20 protein-coding genes are annotated in these 20728 nt (G+C 31.0%); 12 read left to right on the forward strand and 8 right to left on the reverse strand.

Annotated elements, in window-relative coordinates; all coding sequences use genetic code 11:
- The first annotated feature begins 461 nt into the window (after window positions 1–461).
- From CW731_RS04200 to argH, 9 genes are all read left to right on the forward strand, one after another.
- Window positions 462–1079 carry a GNAT family N-acetyltransferase gene (locus CW731_RS04200; RefSeq protein WP_100945556.1) on the forward strand — a complete coding sequence of 206 codons (618 nt, stop codon included), beginning with the start codon at window positions 462–464 and terminating at the stop codon, window positions 1077–1079.
- Entirely contained in the window at window positions 1076–2251 is a 1176-nt protein-coding gene (locus CW731_RS04205; RefSeq protein WP_100945557.1) for an argininosuccinate synthase, read from the forward strand. The genes CW731_RS04200 and CW731_RS04205 overlap by 4 nt, the downstream gene beginning before the upstream one ends.
- Before the next feature lie 50 nt (window positions 2252–2301).
- Entirely contained in the window at window positions 2302–3285 is a 984-nt protein-coding gene (gene argC / locus CW731_RS04210) for an N-acetyl-gamma-glutamyl-phosphate reductase (protein ID WP_100945558.1), read from the forward strand.
- Window positions 3286–3462: 177 nt separating this feature from the next.
- Window positions 3463–4263: a pyrroline-5-carboxylate reductase gene (proC, locus tag CW731_RS04215; protein ID WP_100945559.1), complete on the forward strand. Its 801-nt coding sequence runs from the start codon at window positions 3463–3465 to the stop codon at window positions 4261–4263.
- Window positions 4260–5387 carry an aspartate aminotransferase family protein gene (locus tag CW731_RS04220; RefSeq protein WP_100945560.1) on the forward strand — a complete coding sequence of 376 codons (1128 nt, stop codon included), beginning with the start codon at window positions 4260–4262 and terminating at the stop codon, window positions 5385–5387. The genes proC and CW731_RS04220 overlap by 4 nt, the downstream gene beginning before the upstream one ends.
- Window positions 5388–5471: 84 nt before the next feature.
- Window positions 5472–6410 carry an N-acetylornithine carbamoyltransferase gene (locus CW731_RS04225; protein ID WP_100945561.1) on the forward strand — a complete coding sequence of 313 codons (939 nt, stop codon included), beginning with the start codon at window positions 5472–5474 and terminating at the stop codon, window positions 6408–6410.
- A gap of 77 nt (window positions 6411–6487) precedes the next feature.
- Window positions 6488–7264, forward strand: coding sequence for an acetylglutamate kinase (gene argB, locus CW731_RS04230; protein ID WP_100945562.1), 777 nt, complete (start codon window positions 6488–6490; stop codon window positions 7262–7264).
- A 2-nt stretch (window positions 7265–7266) separates the two neighbouring features.
- Window positions 7267–8334, forward strand: coding sequence for a M20 family metallo-hydrolase (locus tag CW731_RS04235; protein ID WP_100945563.1), 1068 nt, complete (start codon window positions 7267–7269; stop codon window positions 8332–8334).
- A 239-nt stretch (window positions 8335–8573) separates the two neighbouring features.
- Entirely contained in the window at window positions 8574–9851 is a 1278-nt protein-coding gene (argH, locus tag CW731_RS04240; RefSeq protein WP_100945564.1) for an argininosuccinate lyase, read from the forward strand.
- Between the two features lie 88 nt (window positions 9852–9939).
- Here argH and CW731_RS04245 read toward each other — a convergent pair whose 3' ends face one another.
- From CW731_RS04245 to CW731_RS04270, 6 genes are all read right to left on the reverse strand, one after another.
- Window positions 9940–10536 carry a hypothetical protein gene (locus CW731_RS04245; RefSeq protein WP_157812184.1) on the reverse strand — a complete coding sequence of 199 codons (597 nt, stop codon included), beginning with the start codon at window positions 10534–10536 and terminating at the stop codon, window positions 9940–9942.
- Window positions 10537–10540: 4 nt separating this feature from the next.
- Window positions 10541–11341, reverse strand: a complete 801-nt coding sequence (locus tag CW731_RS04250; protein ID WP_100945566.1) for a metallophosphoesterase — start codon at window positions 11339–11341, stop codon at window positions 10541–10543.
- Window positions 11342–11743: 402 nt separating this feature from the next.
- The gene (locus CW731_RS04255; RefSeq protein ID WP_100945567.1) at window positions 11744–12196 is read right to left on the reverse strand and encodes a sterol desaturase family protein; all 453 of its coding nucleotides are present in this window, start codon (window positions 12194–12196) and stop codon (window positions 11744–11746) included.
- Window positions 12196–13038 carry a phytoene/squalene synthase family protein gene (locus CW731_RS04260; protein WP_100945568.1) on the reverse strand — a complete coding sequence of 281 codons (843 nt, stop codon included), beginning with the start codon at window positions 13036–13038 and terminating at the stop codon, window positions 12196–12198. Before CW731_RS04260 ends, CW731_RS04255 begins: the two co-directional genes overlap by 1 nt.
- 4 nt (window positions 13039–13042) lie before the next feature.
- Window positions 13043–14506 carry an NAD(P)/FAD-dependent oxidoreductase gene (locus CW731_RS04265; protein WP_100945569.1) on the reverse strand — a complete coding sequence of 488 codons (1464 nt, stop codon included), beginning with the start codon at window positions 14504–14506 and terminating at the stop codon, window positions 13043–13045.
- Between the two features lie 62 nt (window positions 14507–14568).
- Window positions 14569–15462, reverse strand: a complete 894-nt coding sequence (locus tag CW731_RS04270; protein ID WP_198519848.1) for a MerR family transcriptional regulator — start codon at window positions 15460–15462, stop codon at window positions 14569–14571.
- Window positions 15463–15580: 118 nt separating this feature from the next.
- On the opposite strand from CW731_RS04270, the gene CW731_RS04275 reads away from it, so the two are divergent.
- The 3 genes from CW731_RS04275 to CW731_RS04285 are packed head-to-tail and all read left to right on the forward strand — an operon-like array spanning window position 15581 to window position 17185.
- Window positions 15581–16075: an RNA polymerase sigma factor gene (locus CW731_RS04275; protein WP_100945571.1), complete on the forward strand. Its 495-nt coding sequence runs from the start codon at window positions 15581–15583 to the stop codon at window positions 16073–16075.
- A gap of 3 nt (window positions 16076–16078) precedes the next feature.
- Entirely contained in the window at window positions 16079–16693 is a 615-nt protein-coding gene (locus CW731_RS04280) for a hypothetical protein (protein ID WP_100945572.1), read from the forward strand.
- A 12-nt stretch (window positions 16694–16705) separates the two neighbouring features.
- Window positions 16706–17185 carry a hypothetical protein gene (locus CW731_RS04285; RefSeq protein WP_100945573.1) on the forward strand — a complete coding sequence of 160 codons (480 nt, stop codon included), beginning with the start codon at window positions 16706–16708 and terminating at the stop codon, window positions 17183–17185.
- On the opposite strand, the gene CW731_RS04290 is transcribed toward CW731_RS04285, so the two are convergent.
- A complete protein-coding gene (locus CW731_RS04290) occupies window positions 17182–18201 on the reverse strand; it encodes a low specificity L-threonine aldolase (RefSeq protein WP_100945574.1) in 1020 nt (339 codons plus the stop codon). The two genes, CW731_RS04285 and CW731_RS04290, sit on opposite strands and share 4 nt — an antisense overlap.
- Before the next feature lie 82 nt (window positions 18202–18283).
- Complete coding sequence (locus CW731_RS04295; RefSeq protein ID WP_100945575.1) at window positions 18284–20698, reverse strand: zinc-dependent metalloprotease; 2415 nt, start codon at window positions 20696–20698, stop codon at window positions 18284–18286.
- Between the last annotated feature and the right edge of the window lie 30 nt (window positions 20699–20728).

Genomic DNA, 20728 nt, shown 5'->3' on the forward strand with positions numbered 1-20728 from the left:
GCTATCTTGAATAAACACAATCAATAAAATTGATAGATCTAAAAAAGTCTTTACTAAAGATTTGATAATTAATAAATTGATTTATTACTAAATTAATAAAAATTAAAAAAAAACCTTGTTTTTTCATCATCAATTGAAAAATTAATATACATTTACATCATGTTTACTACAAAAAATAAAACAAATACTATGGTTCCCAGGTTGCGCTTTCGCAATGTAATTCGCTAATTCTAAATATTTAGCAATATACTGAATCCATAATTTTATTTTTTTATCATGTACCAATCTAAAAAACTTCAAAGCTCACAAAACAATATTATTTTAATAAATAATAGGAATTCTGTACGCCGCTTTTTCTCTACTCGCCCTTTGGGTGTTTAAATTATTATGGAATTAGGTGAGTCCAATTCCGCTTTTCAAAGCAAAAATTCAAATACATTCAACTTTAAAATATCAATACAATGGAAATTGTAATTGCTAACAAATCGCATACTATTTACGCAGATATCATTTGCAAAACAATAGAAGATGCTGCTCAAGTAAGAGGAACTGGTATCGCAAAAAGAAAACCAGCATACGTTGCCACTAAAATGGAAAACGGAAATGCTGTAATTGCACTAGATAACGGTAATTTTGCTGGTTTCTGCTATATAGAAGCTTGGGGACATGGTAAATTTGTTGCCAACTCAGGTTTAATTGTACACCCAGACTTTAGAAATTTAGGATTGGCTAAACAAATTAAAGAGGTCATTTTTAAACACTCGAGAACAAAGTTTCCAGACGCTAAAGTTTTTAGTATTACTACAGGTTTGGCGGTAATGAAACTAAACAGCGACTTGGGTTATAAACCAGTTACTTTCTCTGAACTTACAGACGACCAAAGTTTTTGGGATGGTTGCAAAACGTGTAGAAATTTTGATGTTTTAACCAGAACAGAAAGAAAGATGTGTCTGTGTACAGGAATGTTGTTCGACCCAAAAAACAATAATAAGGAAGCGTCTAAAGAGGTTAAAGAAAACGTTTTTCAAAGATTAAAAAATATGAAACAGCACTTGTTTCTAAAAAAAGATAAAAAATGAAAAAATTAGTAATTGCTTACAGTGGTGGTTTAGATACTTCTTACTGTGCCGTTAGCTTGTCAAAAGAATATGACGTACATGCTGTTAGTGTAAATACTGGCGGTTTTACTTCCGAAGAAATTAAACAGATAGAAAGTAATGCTTATAAAATGGGCATTTCTACTTATAAAAATATTGACGCTGTTTCAACATTTTACAATAAAGTAGTAAAGTATTTAATCTTCGGAAATGTATTAAAAAACAGTACCTATCCGCTTTCGGTTAGTGCAGAAAGAATTATACAAGCCATAGAAATTATTGAATACGCAAAAAGTATTGATGCAGAATATATTGCACACGGAAGTACGGGTGCAGGAAACGATCAAGTAAGATTTGATATGATTTTCCAAACCTTAGCTCCTAATATTAAAATTATCACGCCAATTAGAGATGGAAAATTAACAAGACAAGAAGAAATAGATTATTTAAAAGTGGAAGGAATTGATATGCCTTGGGAAAAAACAAAATATTCTGTAAATAAAGGTCTTTGGGGAACAAGTGTTGGTGGCGTTGAGACTTTAAAGTCCGAATTACCTTTACCAAGCGAAGCATATCCTTCTCAATTAGAAAAAGAAGGCGAAGAAAAAGTAACATTGACTTTTAAAAATGGTGAATTTGTTGCCTTAAACGGACAAGAAAACAAGCCAGAAGTAAATATTGAAAATCTTAATAATATTGCATCAAAATACGCAATTGGTAGAGATATTCATGTTGGCGATACGATTGTTGGTACAAAAGGAAGAGTTGGTTTTGAAGCTGCTGCTGCTTTAATTACAGTAAAAGCGCATCACTTGTTAGAGAAACACACCTTAACAAAATGGCAATTACAACACAAAGAATATTTGTCTAGTTTCTACGGAATGCATTTGCATGAAGGACAATATTTAGACCCTGTAATGAGAGATACGGAAGCTTTTTTACAAAGCTCACAAAAAATGGTTTCTGGTAATGTGGTGGTTTCTTTAAAGCCGTATCATTTTTCTTTAGACGGAATTATTTCTGACCACGATTTAATGTCTAGTGCATTTAGCACGTATGGTGAAGAAAATAAAGCTTGGACAGCCGATGATGCGAAAGGTTTTATTAAGATTTTAGGAAACCAGAATAAAATATACAGACAAGTAAATAGTTAGAAAAGACCTCACAGGTTTTAAAAACCTGTGAGGTATAAAACATTCTTAACATGAAAAAATTAGAAGTAGGAATTATAGGTGGCGCAGGCTATACAGCTGGTGAATTAATACGATTATTATTGAATCATCCAGAAACAAATATCAATTTTGTGTACAGTACTTCTAATGCTGGTAACAAATTGTATAAAGTACATCAAGATTTAATTGGTGATACAGAAATTGATTTTACAAGTGAAATAAATACAAGTGTTGATGTGTTATTTTTATGTTTAGGTCATGGGAATTCTAAAGCTTTTTTAGAAAAAACTACATTTTCAGGCAAGACCAAAATTATCGATTTAAGTAACGATTTTAGATTACTTGCTGATAAAAATTTCAAAGGAAAAGATTTTGTGTACGGTTTACCAGAATTAGACAAAGAATCTATTAAAAAAGCAAATTATATTGCAAATCCTGGTTGTTTTGCAACCGCTTTACAATTGGCTATTTTACCTTTGGCTGCAAATGGTTTGTTACAAAACGATGTGCATGTTAATGCCGTAACGGGTGCAACTGGTGCAGGAACGTCCTTATCTGCAACGACACATTTTACGTATCGAGATAATAATTTCTCTCATTATAAAGCTTTTAATCATCAACATTTGGGAGAAATTAATCAGACGGTACATCAGTTACAATCTAATTTTAATTCTGAAATTAACTTTGTACCCAATAGAGGAAATTTTTCTAGAGGTATTTTTGCAACTACCTACACAAAGTTTGATGGTACTTTTGAAGAAGCTACAGCAATGTATAAAGCCTATTATAAAGATGCTGCTTTCACATTTATTTCTGAAAACGATGTTCACATGAAGCAGGTAGTCAATACCAACAAATGCTTGATTCATCTAGAAAAACACGGTAATAAATTACTAATTACAAGTACCATAGATAATTTATTAAAAGGAGCTTCTGGAGCAGCAATTCAGAATCTAAATTTAATGTACGGTTTTGAAGAAACATTAGGTTTAAATTTAAAAGCAAACTACTTTTAATCTCAGGGCGATAACCAAGGATTTATTTTCCAAAGGATTCCTCGTAATTATAATAAGAAGTATGTTGCTTATTATTTACTAGCTCGCGTTAGCGATTGAAACGGCATCCTTTTTTGAGGTACGAAAAAAAGATATAGTGTAAAGCGCGACCCTTGGGTAACGCCAAAAAATAAAATTATGAAAATAGCCATTATTGGAACAGGAAATCTAGGGAAGTCTATTGCAAAAGGTTTAATTATAAACAACGCAATTACATCTTTGTATTTAACAAAAAGAAATTTGGAAGGTATTGCTGAATTTGACGGTTATAAAAATGTCTTTTTAACAAGAGACAATTTAGAAGCTGTAAGAAATTCTGATATTTTAATTTTTGCGGTTCAACCAGCTCATTTTGAAGATATTTTAGGTGAAATAAAACCTCTTTTAACAGAAAAACATGTATTAGTTTCTACCATAACAGGTTTTTTAATTCCGAAAATTGAAGAAATAGTTGGGGTTAATCAGTTTATTATTAGAGCAATGCCAAATACAGCCATTGCAGTAGGTAAATCGATGACCTGTCTATGTAGTAACCAACAAGGCGAAAAGCGCATACAGATTGCAGAAGCTATTTTTAATCGATTAGGACATTCATTAACGATTCCTGAATCTCAAATGCAAGCAGCAACTGTTGTTTGTGCAAGTGGGGTCGCTTTTTGGATGCGCTTGATTCGTGCCACAACCCAAGCTGCTATTCAGTTAGGTTTCGATGCAAAAGAAGCGCAAGAATTAGCCATGTATACAAGTGAAGGAGCTGCCAATTTGTTAATTACAAATGGCAATCATCCGGAAGAGGAAATAGATCGAGTTACCACACCGCAAGGTTGTACAATTACTGGTTTAAATGAAATGGAACATAAAGGTTTAAGTTCTTCATTAATACAAGGAATGGTGGCTTCTTTTAACAAAATTAATATGATTAAAAAAGAACAAATATGAGTTTATTTAATGTGTATCCATTGTTCGACATCACTCCTTTAAAAGGAAAAGATGTTTTTATTTTTGAAGAAAACGGAACTAAATATTTAGATTTATATGGTGGTCATGCTGTAATTTCGATTGGACATTCGCATCCTACTTATGTAAAAAATATTAGTAACCAAGTTGCTAAATTAGGTTTTTACAGTAATTCTATTCAGAATCCGTTACAGGCAGAATTGGCACATAAACTAGTAGAAATATCTGGCTGTAAAGACTATGAATTATTTTTATGTAATTCGGGCGCAGAAGCAAATGAAAATGCTTTAAAACTAGCTTCTTTTCATACGAATAAGAAAAAAGTTATTGCCTTTAAAAATGGCTTTCACGGAAGAACTTCTGCCGCGGTTGCTGCTACAGATAATCCTAACATTATTGCGCCAATAAATGCACAACAGGAAGTTGAAATTTTAGAGTTGGGTAATTTAGAAAGTTTAGAAAAATCTTTAGCTAAAAATGATGTTTGTGCTGTAATTATAGAATTTATTCAAGGCGTTGGTGGTTTAGATGAAAGCACTACCGAGTTTTACGAAGGTGCAGACAAGTTATGTAAAAAATATAATGCGTGTTTTATTGCTGATGAAGTACAGTCTGGATTTGGTAGAACGGGTGATTTTTTCGCTTTTCAGAAATACAATGTTACTCCGACTATTATCTCTTTAGCAAAAGGAATGGGGAATGGTTTTCCTGTTGGTGGTATTTTAATTCATCCGTCTATAAAGGCTTCTTTTGGTTTATTAGGAACCACTTTTGGTGGAAATAATTTGGCTTGTGTGGCTTCTCTTGCCGTTTTAGAGGTTATTAAAGAAGAAAAGTTAATGGAAAATGCAAAATCTATTTCAGCCTATTTTATTGAGCAAGCCAAAACGATTCCTAATTTAAAAGCAGTTAAAGGAAGAGGTTTAATGCTGGGTTTAGAGTTTAACTTTCCAATTGCAGAAATTAGAAAAAACATGATTTATAAGCATAAAATTTTTACAGGAAGTGCTAAAAATCCGAATGTAATTAGAATTCTACCTTCTTTAACGGTTAAAAAAGAACACATCGATGTCTTTTTGAATGCTTTGAAAAAGGAAATATCATAGTCTTTTTGAAACTTATCGCGCCTACTCAAGAGGACATTATAACCATGTCTAATCGAATGCAGTCGAGATCTAAAAAATAATAAAATGAAAAATTACACCTCCATAAACGATATTGATAACATTAATTCTTGGATTGAAGAAGCCAAAGAAATCAAAGCAGAACCTTTAAAAAATATTGAATTAGGAAAAAATAAAACCTTAGGATTGTTATTTTTTAACTCCAGTTTACGTACCCGTTTAAGTACACAAAAAGCAGCTTTAAATTTAGGAATGAACCCAATTGTAATGAATGTTTCTGGAGATACTTGGGGAATTGAATTTGGAGATGGAACCGTAATGGATGGCAATACCGCAGAACATATTAAAGAAGCGGCTGCGGTAATTTCTCAATATTGTGACATTATTGCTGTAAGAGCTTTTCCGAGTTTAACTGACAAGCAAAAAGACGAATCTGAACACGTTTTAAAATCGTTTGTTCAATTTGCTTCTGTGCCAATTGTAAGTATGGAAAGTGCAACCGGTCATCCGTTACAAGGACTAACAGATGCAATTACAATTGCTGAAAATTCTACAAAAAAAAGACCAAAAGTCGTTTTAAGTTGGGCGCCGCATGTAAAAGCTTTACCGCACGCTGTTGGAAATAGTTTTGTGCAAGCAATGCAAAAAATGGACGTTGAGTTTGTGATTGCAAATCCGGAAGGATATGATTTGAATCCAGAAATTACGAAAGACACGCCTATTTATCACAATCAGTCAGCCGCTTTTAAAGATGCTGATTTTGTCTACGCAAAAAACTGGAGTTCTTATAATAACTACGGACAAATACTAAACGTAGATGCAGATTGGATGATAACAAAAGATAAATTAGCGAATGCTAAATTTATGCATTGTTTGCCTGTTAGAAGAAATCTTGTGGTGGAAGATGCCGTTTTAGATAGCGATGCTTCTTTAGTTATTGAACAAGCAAATAATAGAACTTTTGCTGCGCAATTGGTTTTGAAGAAGATTTTAGAAAACAACTAACATCATTGTGAGAAACGAAGCAACCTGCTTATTAATAGACAGATTGCTTCGTGCCTCGCAATGACAGATACACGAAAATGGAAAAACTATCAATCATAAAAATTGGCGGAAAAATTATTGAAGATGAAACTTCTTTACATGCTTTTCTAAAATTATTTTCTAACTTAGAAGGAAAGAAAATATTAGTTCATGGTGGAGGAAAACGTGCTACATATATCGCATCTAAATTAGGAGTTGAATCTAAAATGATCGCTGGTAGACGGATTACTGACAAAGAAACTTTGGATGTTATTACTATGGTGTACGGCGGTTTGGTAAACAAGAATATAGTTGCCAAACTACAAGCTTTACAAATTAACGCAATTGGCTTAACGGGCGCAGACATCAACAGTGTAAAATCTGAAAGAAGACCGGTAAAAGAAGTTGATTTTGGCTTTGTGGGTGATGTAAAACAAGTAAATTCGAATGGAATTGATAAATTAATGAAAGCTGATTTTACGCCTGTTTTTTGTGCCATTACGCACGATGGAAACGGACAACTATTAAACACAAATGCAGATACAATTGCAAGTACTATTGCAGTTGGAATGAGCGAAATCTATGAAACATCCATTTATTATTGTTTTGAATTGAATGGTGTTCTAAGAGATTTTAATGTTAAAGATTCAGTAGTAAAAGTGATCAATTCTAAAACGTATAAAGAGTTATTAGATGCTAAAATTATTACTGACGGAATGATTCCTAAAATAGACAATTGTTTTGACGCTTTAAACAATGGCGTATCAAGAGTACATATTGGAAATACTTCTATGTTCACAAAAGAAAATGAGTTTTATACGACCATAACATTATAAATATGACGTTACAAAAATTAACAGAAAACGCAATTTCTCTTTTAAAAAATTTGATTGAAACACAATCATTTTCTACTGAAGAAGAAAACACTGCGAAATTGATAGAAGGTTGGTTTATAGAAAATGAAATCCCTTTTAAAAGAACAAAAAACAATATTTGGGCAACCAACAAACATTTTGATGAAAGCAAACCTACTCTATTGCTAAACTCTCATCATGATACGGTTCACCCAAACTCTGCGTATACAAAAGATCCTTTAAAGGCAATTGTAGAAGATGGTAAATTATACGGTTTAGGTTCTAATGATGCTGGTGGGTGTTTGGTTTCCTTAATAGCAACTTTCACCAATTTTTACGCACAAGAAAATCTAAAATACAATTTGGTTATTGTGGCTTCTGCCGAAGAGGAAAATTCTGGACCTGATGGTTTAAACTCTATGCTTTCTATCATTCCGCATATTGATGTGGCCATTGTTGGTGAACCTACTTTAATGAATTTAGCCGTTGCAGAAAAAGGCTTAGTTGTTTTTGATGCTGTTGTAGCAGGAACTCCGAGTCATGCGGCGCATCCAAATAATAACAATTCAATTTATAATACAATTGAAGTTTTACAATGGTTTAAAGATTTTAAATTTGACAAACCTTCTGTTGCTTTAGGTGATGTAAAAATGACAGTTACTCAAATTGCTGCAGGTTCTCAACATAATGTGGTGCCTGCACATGTAGATTTAGTGATAGATGTTCGTGTAAATGACGCCTATTCTAATAAAGAAATTGCAGCTATTTTACAAGAAAAATCGCCTTGTACAACAATTACTCCTAGAAGTTTACGCTTAAACTCCTCTTCTATTTCTACAGAACACGATTTAGTAAAAGCAGGTATTGCCATGGGAAGAGAAACGTATGGTTCCCCCACCTTATCAGATCAATCTGTACTAACTTGTCAATCTTTAAAATTAGGCCCAGGCGACAGCACACGTTCACATTCTGCCGATGAATTTATTTATCTTGCAGAAATTGAAGAAGGAATACAGATTTATATTGAACTCTTGAATAGAGTAATTAAATAGAGAAAAAAGAGGATCGAGACAAGAAACAAGACTGACATATTTAGTCTTGATTCTAAATAAGTTATTATAATAAATGTCTGGTCGAGCGTAGTCGAGACCTAAATTTAACCTCTCGCCTGCGCTCGAGAAAATGTAAAAGGAATAAAATAATCGTCATAACGAGGAAGTACGACAAAGTTATCTTATAATTAATGATGAGATTGCTTCGTTCTTCGCAATGACAACAAAATATAGAAATTATGAAGTTATGGGATAAAGGATTTTCAATAGATAAACAAATAGAAAAATTTACAGTAGGTAATGATAGAGAAATTGACATGCATATTGCAAAATATGATGTTCAGGCTTCTTTAGCTCATGCCATAATGTTAGCATCTATTGGTATTATTACTGCGGATGAATTGAAAGATTTAAAAAGAGGTTTGAAAGAATTGGCAGACGATATTGAAAACGGAACCTTCATAATAGAAGCTTCTTTTGAAGATGTACATTCTAAAATTGAATGGGAATTAACCAATAAATTAGGAGAAGTTGGTAAGAAAATTCATACGGCTCGTTCTAGAAATGATCAAGTTTTGGTTGCTTTACAATTGTACTATAAAGAGAATTTAGCCATTATCAACGATAAAACAAAGACTCTTTTTGATACGCTTTTAGGTTTAGCTGAAACACACAAAGAAAGTTTATTACCGGGTTACACACACTTACAGGTTGCAATGCCATCATCTTTCGGATTATGGTTTTCTGCCTATGCTGAATTATTGATTGATGATGTCTATATGTTGAACGCGGTTTCTAGAGTTGTAGACCAAAATCCTTTGGGTTCTGCTGCTGGTTACGGAAGTTCATTCCCTATCGACAGAGAATTAACAACCAAAGAATTAGATTTTGCTACGTTAAAATACAATGTGGTTGCTGCACAATTAAGCAGAGGAAAAAGCGAGCGTTCTATTGCGTCCGCTTTAGGCGGATTGTGTAATACGATGGCTCGTTTTGCGATGGATGTTTGTTTGTATATGAGTCAGAATTTTAATTTTATTTCTTTTCCTGATGAATTAACAACAGGAAGTAGCATTATGCCACACAAGAAGAATCCTGATGTTTTTGAATTGATCCGTGGAAAATGTAATAAAATTCAGGCTTTACACACAGAGATGGTAATGATTACCAACAATTTACCAACGGGTTATCACAGAGATTATCAATTGTTAAAAGAAAATATTATCAATGCTTTTGAAGATGTTAAAGATATTTTAGACATCTTTAACTACTCTATTCAACAAGTAATTGTAAAAGATATTGATTTGAATGATGAAAAATATCAATATTTATTTACGGTAGATAGCATCAATAATTTAGTGGTTGAAGGCATGTCTTTTAGAGAAGCATATCAAAAAATTGGTGGACAAGTGCAAGCAGGAACTTACAAACCAGATTTAGGAAAACAACATTCTCACGTTGGAAGTATTCATAATTTATCTTTGGATAAAATTAAAGAGAAATATCCAAAAAACTAAGAACTGTTCTAATAAGAAAATAAAAGCCTTGTTTACTAATTCTAAACAAGGCTTTTTTAGTGGTATTAAATATTACTTAAAACTTACGTTAAAAGTAAAAATTGATTCCAATAGAGGTACTAAACACATCACTAAAACTAACTTCTTTAGATGTAATTGTATACCATAAGTACGTTTCTACTGTACCTAGTTCTGCGTAAAAATCGATTCCTTTTACAATTTTTGAATCTGTAAAATTCTTATGAACCATAGCTCCACCAAATAACGTAAAATGGAAAGCATTGGGTACATAATAACCTTCTGGATATTTACTTGGTAGTGTAGTAAATGAATTTGTACCTATTTGATAACTTGTTGTAAAACCTGCAATTGGCGTAATTGTTAAATTCTTTCCTATTTCTTTTCTATAAATAGGAAAAGAGTTTTTTATGGTAAGCAAGTGAATACGTTCTGCATTAGATATTGATGATGGTACGTACCCGTATAATAATTCTGAATATAATACTTTATTGAATATTTGATAACCGGCACCAACAGAAACAAGACCAATATTTCCTGCAAATTGTACTTTTACATAATCTGGAATATACCAAGACTTATCTTTATTTAAATTAGATTCTTGAGCATAAGATTGTGTGAAAAAGAATAGTACTATGGGTAATAAAAATATATTTTTAATCTTCATTTTTTTATAATTCAATAATTTCAAAATTAAAAGTTTCACCCTGTACGTCTATAATACCATATTCAGGATTTTTTAGAGCAGGCACAGTTAAATAACTAACCTTTCCATCAGCTTTTCCATCTTCATAGAAAAAACTATGATTATGTCCATTTACCGACAATGACACATTGTTATCTGTCATTATCGACTTATACGTTTCTCTCATTTCATCACTAAAATCTGTACTAGAAGGAGGAATGTGTGCAAACACAAATACTTGATTAAATTTTGCATTATCACTTAATTCTAATGATAACCAATCAAAATCTGGGTCTTTATTACTTTCCCAAATTATATCATCAAAAAGAACAAACTTGTTATTATTAAATTCAAAAGAGTAATTATAATCACCAAACATTTCTTTATAAATAATACTTCCATTTGAATTATAATCATGGTTTCCGATAACTGTTAAATAAGGTTTTTTAAGGGTACTCATTATGTCATGAAAAATTTCATATTCTTTTAAAAGTGCTTGATCTGCAATATCACCACCAAAGATCACAAATAAAATATCGTCTCTTTTATTAATATCATCAATAACTGTTTTAAGATTATCATAATAATAATGTACATCTGTAATGAAAGCGAATTTAAAATCTTGAGAATCTACTTTTATATTCTCAAGTAATTTTAAATTTTTATCAGTCGTGTTTTTTTGTGCTGATTTAACACTTGCTTCATAAACACTATATTCAAAAAAATTATCACAGGTAGTGAATGTTATTGTAATAGCAGTTAATACTATAATTTTTAAAAATTTCATCAATTTTTTATTTCTATTATATAAGTTAAATAAGTTTTATTTACTGTGTAGACGAGTAAAATATAAAAGCTTACAAAGATATCGAAAAATCAAAATTCATGGTAATTTTAATCTCATCAATCATAAAAAAAAAGTAATAAATACATTATTTACAGTGTTACATATTTTTGATAATCAATAAGGCAAAATCAACTCTAATTATTTATAAAAAGAATAAAATAACCTCTATATTATTGCAATTAAATGAATGCTTTAAGAAGAAATATGCACAAAGAGAAATTGAATTAAAAAATTAATAGCTAAACCTAACTAAACAACATTTTCAAACATATAGTGAGATAATTATGAAAACAAAAAAAGCAGTTATTTTAAAATAACTGCTTTTCCTAACTAAAAAAATATCTAGTTTAATTTAGGTTTTCTAAAATACTTTAAAGGAACAAACAACATACCAAAACACTGGCTATCTTCTTTTCCCATATTTTTATGGTGAATTTTATGTGCTTTTCTCAATCCCTTTAAATAGCTATTATTGGTATTTTTAAACCATTTAAATCGTTGATGAATTAAAATATCATGTACTAAAAAGTAAGCGATGCCATAAAACAAAATACCCAAACCAATAAAGAATAAATACGTGTGTTCTGTGTAGGTCCCGAAGTAAAATAAAGCCATACTTGGTATTGCAAATACTATAAAAAATGCATCATTTTTTTCAAATACGTGTGGATAACCAGGCTCGTGATGATCTTCATGTAAAAACCAGCCAAAACCATGCATTACAAATTTGTGTGTACACCAAGTGACACATTCCATTAATAAAAATACTGCTAAAGTTATAAATGCGAAAATCATTAAATAATATTTAATTTATATTTTACGTAGCTTCTTGCTAACAAATTTATTTTCATCGGATTAGATATTCGAACTCTAGAATCCATAATTTTTTCTGAAGGTACCATTTTAAGCTTTTTAAGCAATCTTCTATAATATCGAAACGCTGTGTAGACTCCAAATTTTGCTTCCACTGGCAATTTCAAAATACCGTTTGAGTAAGCATAATCAAAATCAGCTTCAATTTCATCAATAATTAGTTGTTTTGAAGTCGCATCTAATTTACCTAAATCTATGTTCGGAAAATAAGAACGATTCAATACTTCAAAATCGTCTTTTAAATCACGTAAAAAATTTACTTTTTGAAAAGCAGAACCCAAACGCATTGCTGCATCTTTTAATTCTTCGTACTTTTCGTTATCACCATTAACAAAAACCTTTAAACACATTAAGCCCACAACATCTGCAGAACCATAAATATACGCATCATATTCTTCTTTCGTTTGATATTCTGTTTTGTATAAATCAGCTTTCATACTTTTTAAGAAAGCTTGCACCATTTCATCGGGAATTTGATACTTATTTACCGTTTGCTGAAAGGAATTTAAAATAGGATTTAAACTAATTCCTAGCTCTTTTGAAAGATAATAATCTCTTTCAAAATGATCCATTAATTGTTCCTTACTATAATCATGAAAGGTATCTACAATTTCATCCGCAAAGCGAACAAAACCATAAATATTATAAATATCTGTTCTAATTTTTGGCGATAACATCTTTACTGCCATAGAAAAAGAAGTGCTGTATTTCTCAGTAACCAGCTTACTACAATCATTAGAAACACTATCAAATAACTCTTTCATATTACTATTGGTTTTTAATGATTAATTCTGATGCAATTTTACCCGAAATTAATGCTGGTGGAACTCCGGGACCTGGAACCGTTAATTGCCCTGTAAAATACAAATTATTTACTTTACTACTTTTTATTTTTGGTCTTAAAAATGCAGTTTGTAAAAGTGTATTTGCCATTCCGTAGGCATTTCCTTTATAAGAATTGTATTCTTCTTTAAAATCATTTACACAAAACGACCTATTAAACAATACGTGTTTTTTAACTTCTTGGTTTGTTAATTTCTCAAATCTATCTAAAATTTTATGAAAATAGGCTTCTCTTAAAGCTTCTGTATCTTCTATTCCTGGTGCTAGAGGTATTAAAAAGAAACCGGCTTCTTTACCTTCTGGTGCAGATGTCTTGTCTGTCATAGAAGTAAAATTTGCATAAAACAACGGATCTGTTGGCCATTTAGGTTTGTCGTAAATTTCTTCTGCATGCAGATCAAAATCTGTATCAAAAAACAATGTGTGATGACTTACGTTCTCTATTTTTTTATCAAAACCAACATAAAATAATAATGATGAAGGTGCAAAGGTCTTTTTGTCCCAATATTTTTCTGAATATTGTTTAAGATTATCTTCTAATAATGTTTCTGTATGATGATAATCTGCGCCACTTAAAACCAAACTCGTTTTAATTTCTTTTCCATTAACAACTAATCCTGTTACATTTTTATCTGAGTCTGTATTAATTTTTTCTACGTTTGCGTTTACCTCAAAATGAACACCTAAAGAAGTTGCCAAAGAAACCATGCCTTCAATTACTTTATACATTCCTCCTCTTGGGTGCCAAGTTCCTAAACCAAAATCTGCATAATTCATAAAATTATAAAATGCAGGAGTATTGCTAGGTTTTGCCCCTAAAAACAAAACTGGGAATTCTAAAATTTTAATTAATTTATCGCTTTTTATATTCTTTCTAACTTGCTTTCTTATCGTAGAAAAAAACTGAGTAACTCTTGCTACTGTTGTTGTTGTAACTAATTCTAACGGAGAAACACCTGGCCTGTAAACTAAATCTAAAATAGCCGTTTCGTAATTTGACTTTGCAGAATCTAAAAAAGTTTTTAAGTGTTTCGCACTTCCCTTTTCTTCTGCTTCGAACATTTTATAAATGTCTTCTAAGTTTTCAGAAATTTTTAAGGAAGAATTTTCACCGAAATAGACTTCATAACCAGGACTTAATTTATCTAAAATGTAATAATCTGAAGGTTTCTTACCAAAATCTGCAAAAAAACGTTCGAAAACATCTGGCATCCAATACCAAGAAGGACCTAAATCAAACGTAAATCCGTCTTTTTTATATTGCCTTGCTCTTCCGCCTAATGTGTCGTTTTTCTCTAAAACAGTAACTTTATAACCTTCCTTAGCTAAATAACAAGAAGCTGATAAAGCTGAAAAACCAGAACCTATAATATATATTTCTTTATTCATTTATTATTTTGTTTAACAAATATACAATAATATTAAACATTCTTAAATATGCTAAATACAATTTACAAAACTTTTAACAAATCTGAAACTGAAGAATGAAAAGTTATTTGAGATGAAAAATTAGCTGCTCTTAGTAGATCTGTTTTTCTTCCTACAGCTATCAATTGATGTTTTGTGCCTTCTAAAATACTATTTATTTCACTAAAATAGTCATCAATTTTATCATCAAAAGGCATAATTGTTAGCGAAGTAATAAAACACAATTCTCTATCATTTTTAAAAAAGTAATTTAAATTGTCTAATGGCAAACTCTGCCCTAAATAAATAGTATGCTTTCCTCTTAGAACTAGTTCATAATTTAGGTATAAGAGGCCTAATTCATGAATTTCATTTTCTGGTAAAAATAATACATAAGTTTTTTCGGTTGATTCTATTCCGTATTGTAAACTTTCTGTGCTCAAATGAATTTTCTGTGCAATTAAATTGGAAATAAAATGCTCATGAGCGGGCAGTAAAGTATCCGTTTGCCACAACAAACCAATATGATTTAAAAACGGAATGAATACATCTTTAAAAATTTCTCTAAAACTTTTTTTATGCAATAACTTGTTATAAGTAGTATTAAATAACACTTTATCAAACTGTAACATAGACAATTTAAAAGCATTAATTGCTTCATCATTTATAGCCATCGTAAAAGCAACTTCTCTAGAATGCTGTAAAATTTCTTCATCAGACATTTTTGCAATTTTAGAGATCTTGTAATTATTTTTACTTAATAAAACTACGTTTAGTAATTTTTGTAAATTTTGATGAGAATAATATCTAATATTGGTATCTGTTCTTTGTGGCTCTAATAAATTATACCTTTTTTCCCATATACGTATGGTATGAGCTTTGATCCCTGATATGTTTTCAAGGTCTTTGATAGTGAAATCTTGCTTTATATTGTTCAATGTTTCTAATTTATTATTCAACAAATGTAAATATTTTTAACTCAAAAAAATATTTTTTATAAAAATTGTAACATTTTATACATTTGTACTACTTATAAGTAACTAACCTATTTACAAATTGCAGAAAGATTTAGAAACTAAATTTTTATCAGATTTTGAAACAAATCAAAACATAGCACATAAAATTTGTAGAATTTATACTACAAATAGAGATGCTCATAATGATTTGTTTCAAGAAATAACCATACAAGTTTGGAAAAACTACCCAAAATTTAGGGGAGATTCTAAATTTAGTACATGGATGTATAGAGTAGCTTTAAACACGGCAATTTCATTATATAGAAAATCGACTAGAAAAGTAAAGACGCAAGATTTTAGTGAGGTTGCATTTAAAATTAAAGCTACAGATTATGATGATACTGAAGAAGTGCAATTAAAAGCACTTTACAAAGCAATTCATAGGTTGAACGACATAGACAAAGCGTTAATTTTTTTATACTTAGAGGACAAGCCTTATAAAGAAATATCGGAAACATTGGGAATAACTAGTGTAAATGCAAGAGTGAAAATGAACAGAGCAAAAGAAAAGTTAAAAAACATTCTAAACCCATAAACTATGGATTTATTAGATAATTATAAAAAAGCCTGGAAAAATCAGCCAGAAGAAGCAAGTAGATTTTCTGCAATAGAAATTTACAAACTCGCACAATCAAGGTCGTCATCTATTGTAAAGTGGATCTTTATTATTGGTATTTTAGAATTTGTAGCTTTAAATTCTCTATACTTTATTATTGATGCAGATGAAGCTTATGAAGAGTATAAAAAAATAGGATTGGAAAATTTTATATACGTTTCACAAACTATATTTTATATTATTATTTTCTTTTTTTTAATAAAATTTTACTTAAATTATAAGAAAATTTCTTCTTCAGATTCGACAAGAGTTTTAATGAAAAAAATTATTAGAACTAGAAGAACAGTAAGAAACTATGTGTTATTCAACTTGGTATATATTGCATTATTCACAATAATTGTAATGGTTGCTGAAATAAATATAAATTTTGAAGATTTAAGTACAAAACAAATTTTATTATTTTGTTTAATAACATTTTTACTTATCACTGTTATATTAGTAGTTCTATGGCTTTTTTACCAACTACTTTATGGTTTTTTATTGAAAAAATTGAATAGAAATTACAAAGAATTGGCTAAATTAGATAGCGTAAACTAAATAGACTATTTTATGAAAAAGGTACTATTCTTTATTTTTCTAAGTTTTACATTGGTTTCATTTTCTCAAAAATCAGACTTTTGGAATAACGTGCAATTCGGAGGTGGTTTTACTGTAGGTTTTGGGAACCAAACTACTATTGGTATCTCACCAAGTGCTATCTATAATTTTAACAATGGTTTTTCTTTAGGAACCGGCTTAAACTATTTATATTCAGAAATTAACGATTTTTCTACCAGCGTTTATGGCGCTAGTTTAATCTCCTTATACCAAACCAATTTCGGAATTCAGTTTTCTGGAGATTTCGATTACAACTTCGCAAAACAAAAAGATCAATTTGGGTCAATAAACACCAACTTCCCTGCACTACATTTTGGTATTGCATATAACCAAGGTAGGTTTGCAGTTGGTGTTCGTTATGACGTTTTGTATGACAAGAATAAAAGTATTTTCGCTTCACCTATTTCACCAATTGTCCGTTTTTATTTCTAAAAGTTTTTTAGTTCCATTAGTAATTTTTCTAACATTTTATTCGTAAAATCTAAGTGCGTAACAATTCTAATTCTACCTTCTCCCATAGAAGTTAGTAGAATATTTTTCACCCTCATTTTCTCAATAAAATTACCGGCACCTACTTTTTCATCCACATAAAAAATAACAATATTTGTTTCTATTGGTGCTACTTTTGTAACATAGCTACAAGAATTTAAAACATCCCCTATAATTTTTGCTTTTTGATGATCTTCGTCCAATCTTTCTATATGATTGTCTAATGCATAAATTCCTGCTGCTGCTAAAAACCCAACTTGTCTCATGGCACCACCTAATAATTTACGAATACGCAATGCTTTTGCAATATCTTCTTTAGAACCCAATAAAATAGAGCCAATTGGCGCTCCTAAACCTTTAGAAAGACAAATTGAAATGGTATCAAATAATTTTCCATATTGTTTCGGAGTTTCTTTTTTAGCAACCAAAGCATTAAATAAACGTGCGCCATCTAGATGAAAAGCTAAGTTATTCTCTTTTGATATTTTTTGAAGTTTCTCTAATTCAGAAAAGTCCCAACAAGCGCCTCCTCCTTTGTTCGTGGTATTTTCGATACAAACCAGTCTTGAAAACGGAACATGAATATCTGATCGTCCTGCAACTGCTTCTTGCAACTGTGCTGCTGTAAACATTCCCCTATCTCCGTCTATTAATTTACAGGTTACACCAGAATTAAATGCGGCTCCTCCGCCTTCGTAATTATACACGTGCGCATATTTATCGCAAATTAATTTGTCTCCTGGTTGCGTGTGTAATTTTATGGCAGTTTGATTCGCCATGGTTCCTGATGGAAAAAACAACGCATCTTCCATTCCGAATAATTTTGCCGCTTTTTCTTGTAATTTATTTACAGTCGGGTCCATTTTAAAAACATCATCACCAACTTTGGCGTTCATCATTGCTTCCAACATTTCTGCTGTTGGTTTGGTTACTGTATCTGAAATTAGGTCTATTATCATTTTATATTTTGTTGAAACTAATTTTACTTATTACATCAAAAAATGTAACAAATAAAAGTAGTGAAATTCGTTTAATTTATGTCTAATCATCACTTCCAATTGGCGAACCATCAGGAATTTGTGGTGCTTTTGATTTCTTAAATGAAATCGGATTTTTAATAAAATCATCAATCATTTTTACCATTGCATTGTCATATATTTTCTGGATTCCTTTTGAATTTTTATTTTTTAAGGTTGATTTGATTTCATCCAACTGAAACAAGACAATTGCATTTACTTGTTTGTACTGATTCTTATATGCAGCCAAATAAAATAATTGCTCTAAAACAGCTGTATTTATTACGTTTTGTAATTCTTGATAATAGGTATCTTTATGTGTTTTGTTGATGGTTTTCGCAATTAATTCATCCAATAATTCAACCAAACCTAATTGATTTTTATTCAAACTTTTATGCGCAATTAACCTGGATGCTCTTTGCGGATTCAATAATAAATTCAACGTCATTTCACTAGCAGTTTCTACTGCCCCAAAAGCATCAAATTCTACACCTAAATCACTTTTAAAAGATTCTCTACTTCTTCCGTAGCCCATTGCTCTTGGGGGAAATAAGGCTAATTTTTCTTTCGGAATTGCTATTTCATCAACATTTATGGTTTGCAAAACGGCTTGCAAAGCAATTCTTTCTGTTGCACCAGAAACACGTTTTACAATGGTTTGGTTATCACCTTTTACAGCATACGAATACTCTAATCCTCCAATGAGTTTTACAGTTGCTTCTGTTTGAAATCTATGGAAAAAATACAACGGCACAAAAACATCTTCTAATACAGAATACGGTTGATTCGTTTTTATATTGTCCGAAGAGAAATTAGCAATCGCTTTTTTTCTAATCTTTAAAAGGTTGTATAATTCATCATAAATATTGCCGCCATTGTCCCATAAATGTGCAGAAGCACTTGCACTTCCTTGAGACCTTGCATCTGAATCGGACAAGTATTTTAATCCGTTGGCAGCGGCATCTTCTAAAATTTTATTCAATTCATTTTCTTCTTCATCCTTAAAATCCTGATAAAAATAAGCAACCGTTACTTTATCCCAAGGTCCTATTTTGGTATCATACGCATCAGAAAAATCAATTTTACCGTCTTTTAAAGTAAATTTCGGATGCGGATAATCCATCACAGAAGACCTTCCGTTTGTACTTGCTGCAAAATTATGTGCAAAACCTAACGTATGGCCTATTTCATGTGCAGACAATTGTCTAATTCTTGCAATTGCCATTTGCAAAGCAAAATCATCATCTACAGAGTTATTTTTATAGGGCGCTTGCAAAGCTTGTGCTATTAAAAAATCTTGACGAATACGTAAACTTCCTAAACTTACATGCCCTTTTAAAATTTCGCCAGTTCTTGGGTCAGAAATACTGCCACCATAACTCCAACCACGCGTAGATCGATGCACCCATTGCACCATATTGTAACGAATGTCTAAAGGATCTGCGCCTTCTGGCAGCATTTTCATCTGAAAAGCATCTTTGTAACCAATCGCTTCAAAAGCCTGATTCCACCAACGTCCGCCTTCTAATAACGCAGAACGAACTGGTTCTGGCGTTCCTCTGTCTAAATAATAAATAATTGGTTTCTTAGCTTCAGAAATTACAGCATTCGGATTTTTCTTTTCTAAACGATGTCTAAAAATAAAACGTTTTGTAATTGATTCATTTACGGGTGTTGCATAATCTAAATAAGACATTGCATAACCTCCAGAACGGGTATCAAATTTTCTAGGTTTGTAGTTATTATCTGGTAATTTTACAAAAGAATGATGCTGATGTACAGTAACCAAACTTGCATCTGGCGTTACACTTCTTATATTATATCCTTTCGGTGAACCTTTAAAAGTTAGCATTACATCGAATTCTACATTTTTAGGAAATGCTTTTGTTCTTTCTAAATTAAAAGCCGATTTACTTTTGTCTAAACTATAATTTCCTTGATTATTTCTAGCTAAAGTACTTGCAACGCCATGTGCATCTCTCATAAAAAAATCGGTTGCATCTACTAAAAAGCTGCCATTTTTTTCTTCTTTAATTACAAAACCATGTAAAACCGATTTTGCAAACGCTTCTTTTACAGATTGTTTTTCTTCCTCGTTATCTGTAATTGCTCTGTAATCTAAGTTGGGTTGCATCAACATTAACTTATTACCTGCTTTTTTAAAATGAACGACTACTCCGCCACCTAATTGACCTCTATCTAAACCTAAATCATTAGAGCCAACACCTTCAGAAAGTGAACGTGCATAAAGAAATTCTGAAGTTAAATCATCAACTTGAAGAAATAATTTATCAGAAGTATCATCATAATAAAAGGTAAAATACCCTTCATATTTAGTAATTCCTTTTTGTAATTTGTTTCCAGTTTTCTCTATAAAAAACTGTGAAAATCCATCCACAGAAACGGTAATAAAAAATAGAATAAGTAGTAATTTTTTCATGTTTGGTAAATTTTCTATAAATCTATACAA

Origin of the sequence: Polaribacter sp. ALD11, assembly GCF_002831685.1 — a bacterium.
In the GTDB taxonomy this organism is placed as follows: Bacteria; Bacteroidota; Bacteroidia; order Flavobacteriales; family Flavobacteriaceae; genus Polaribacter.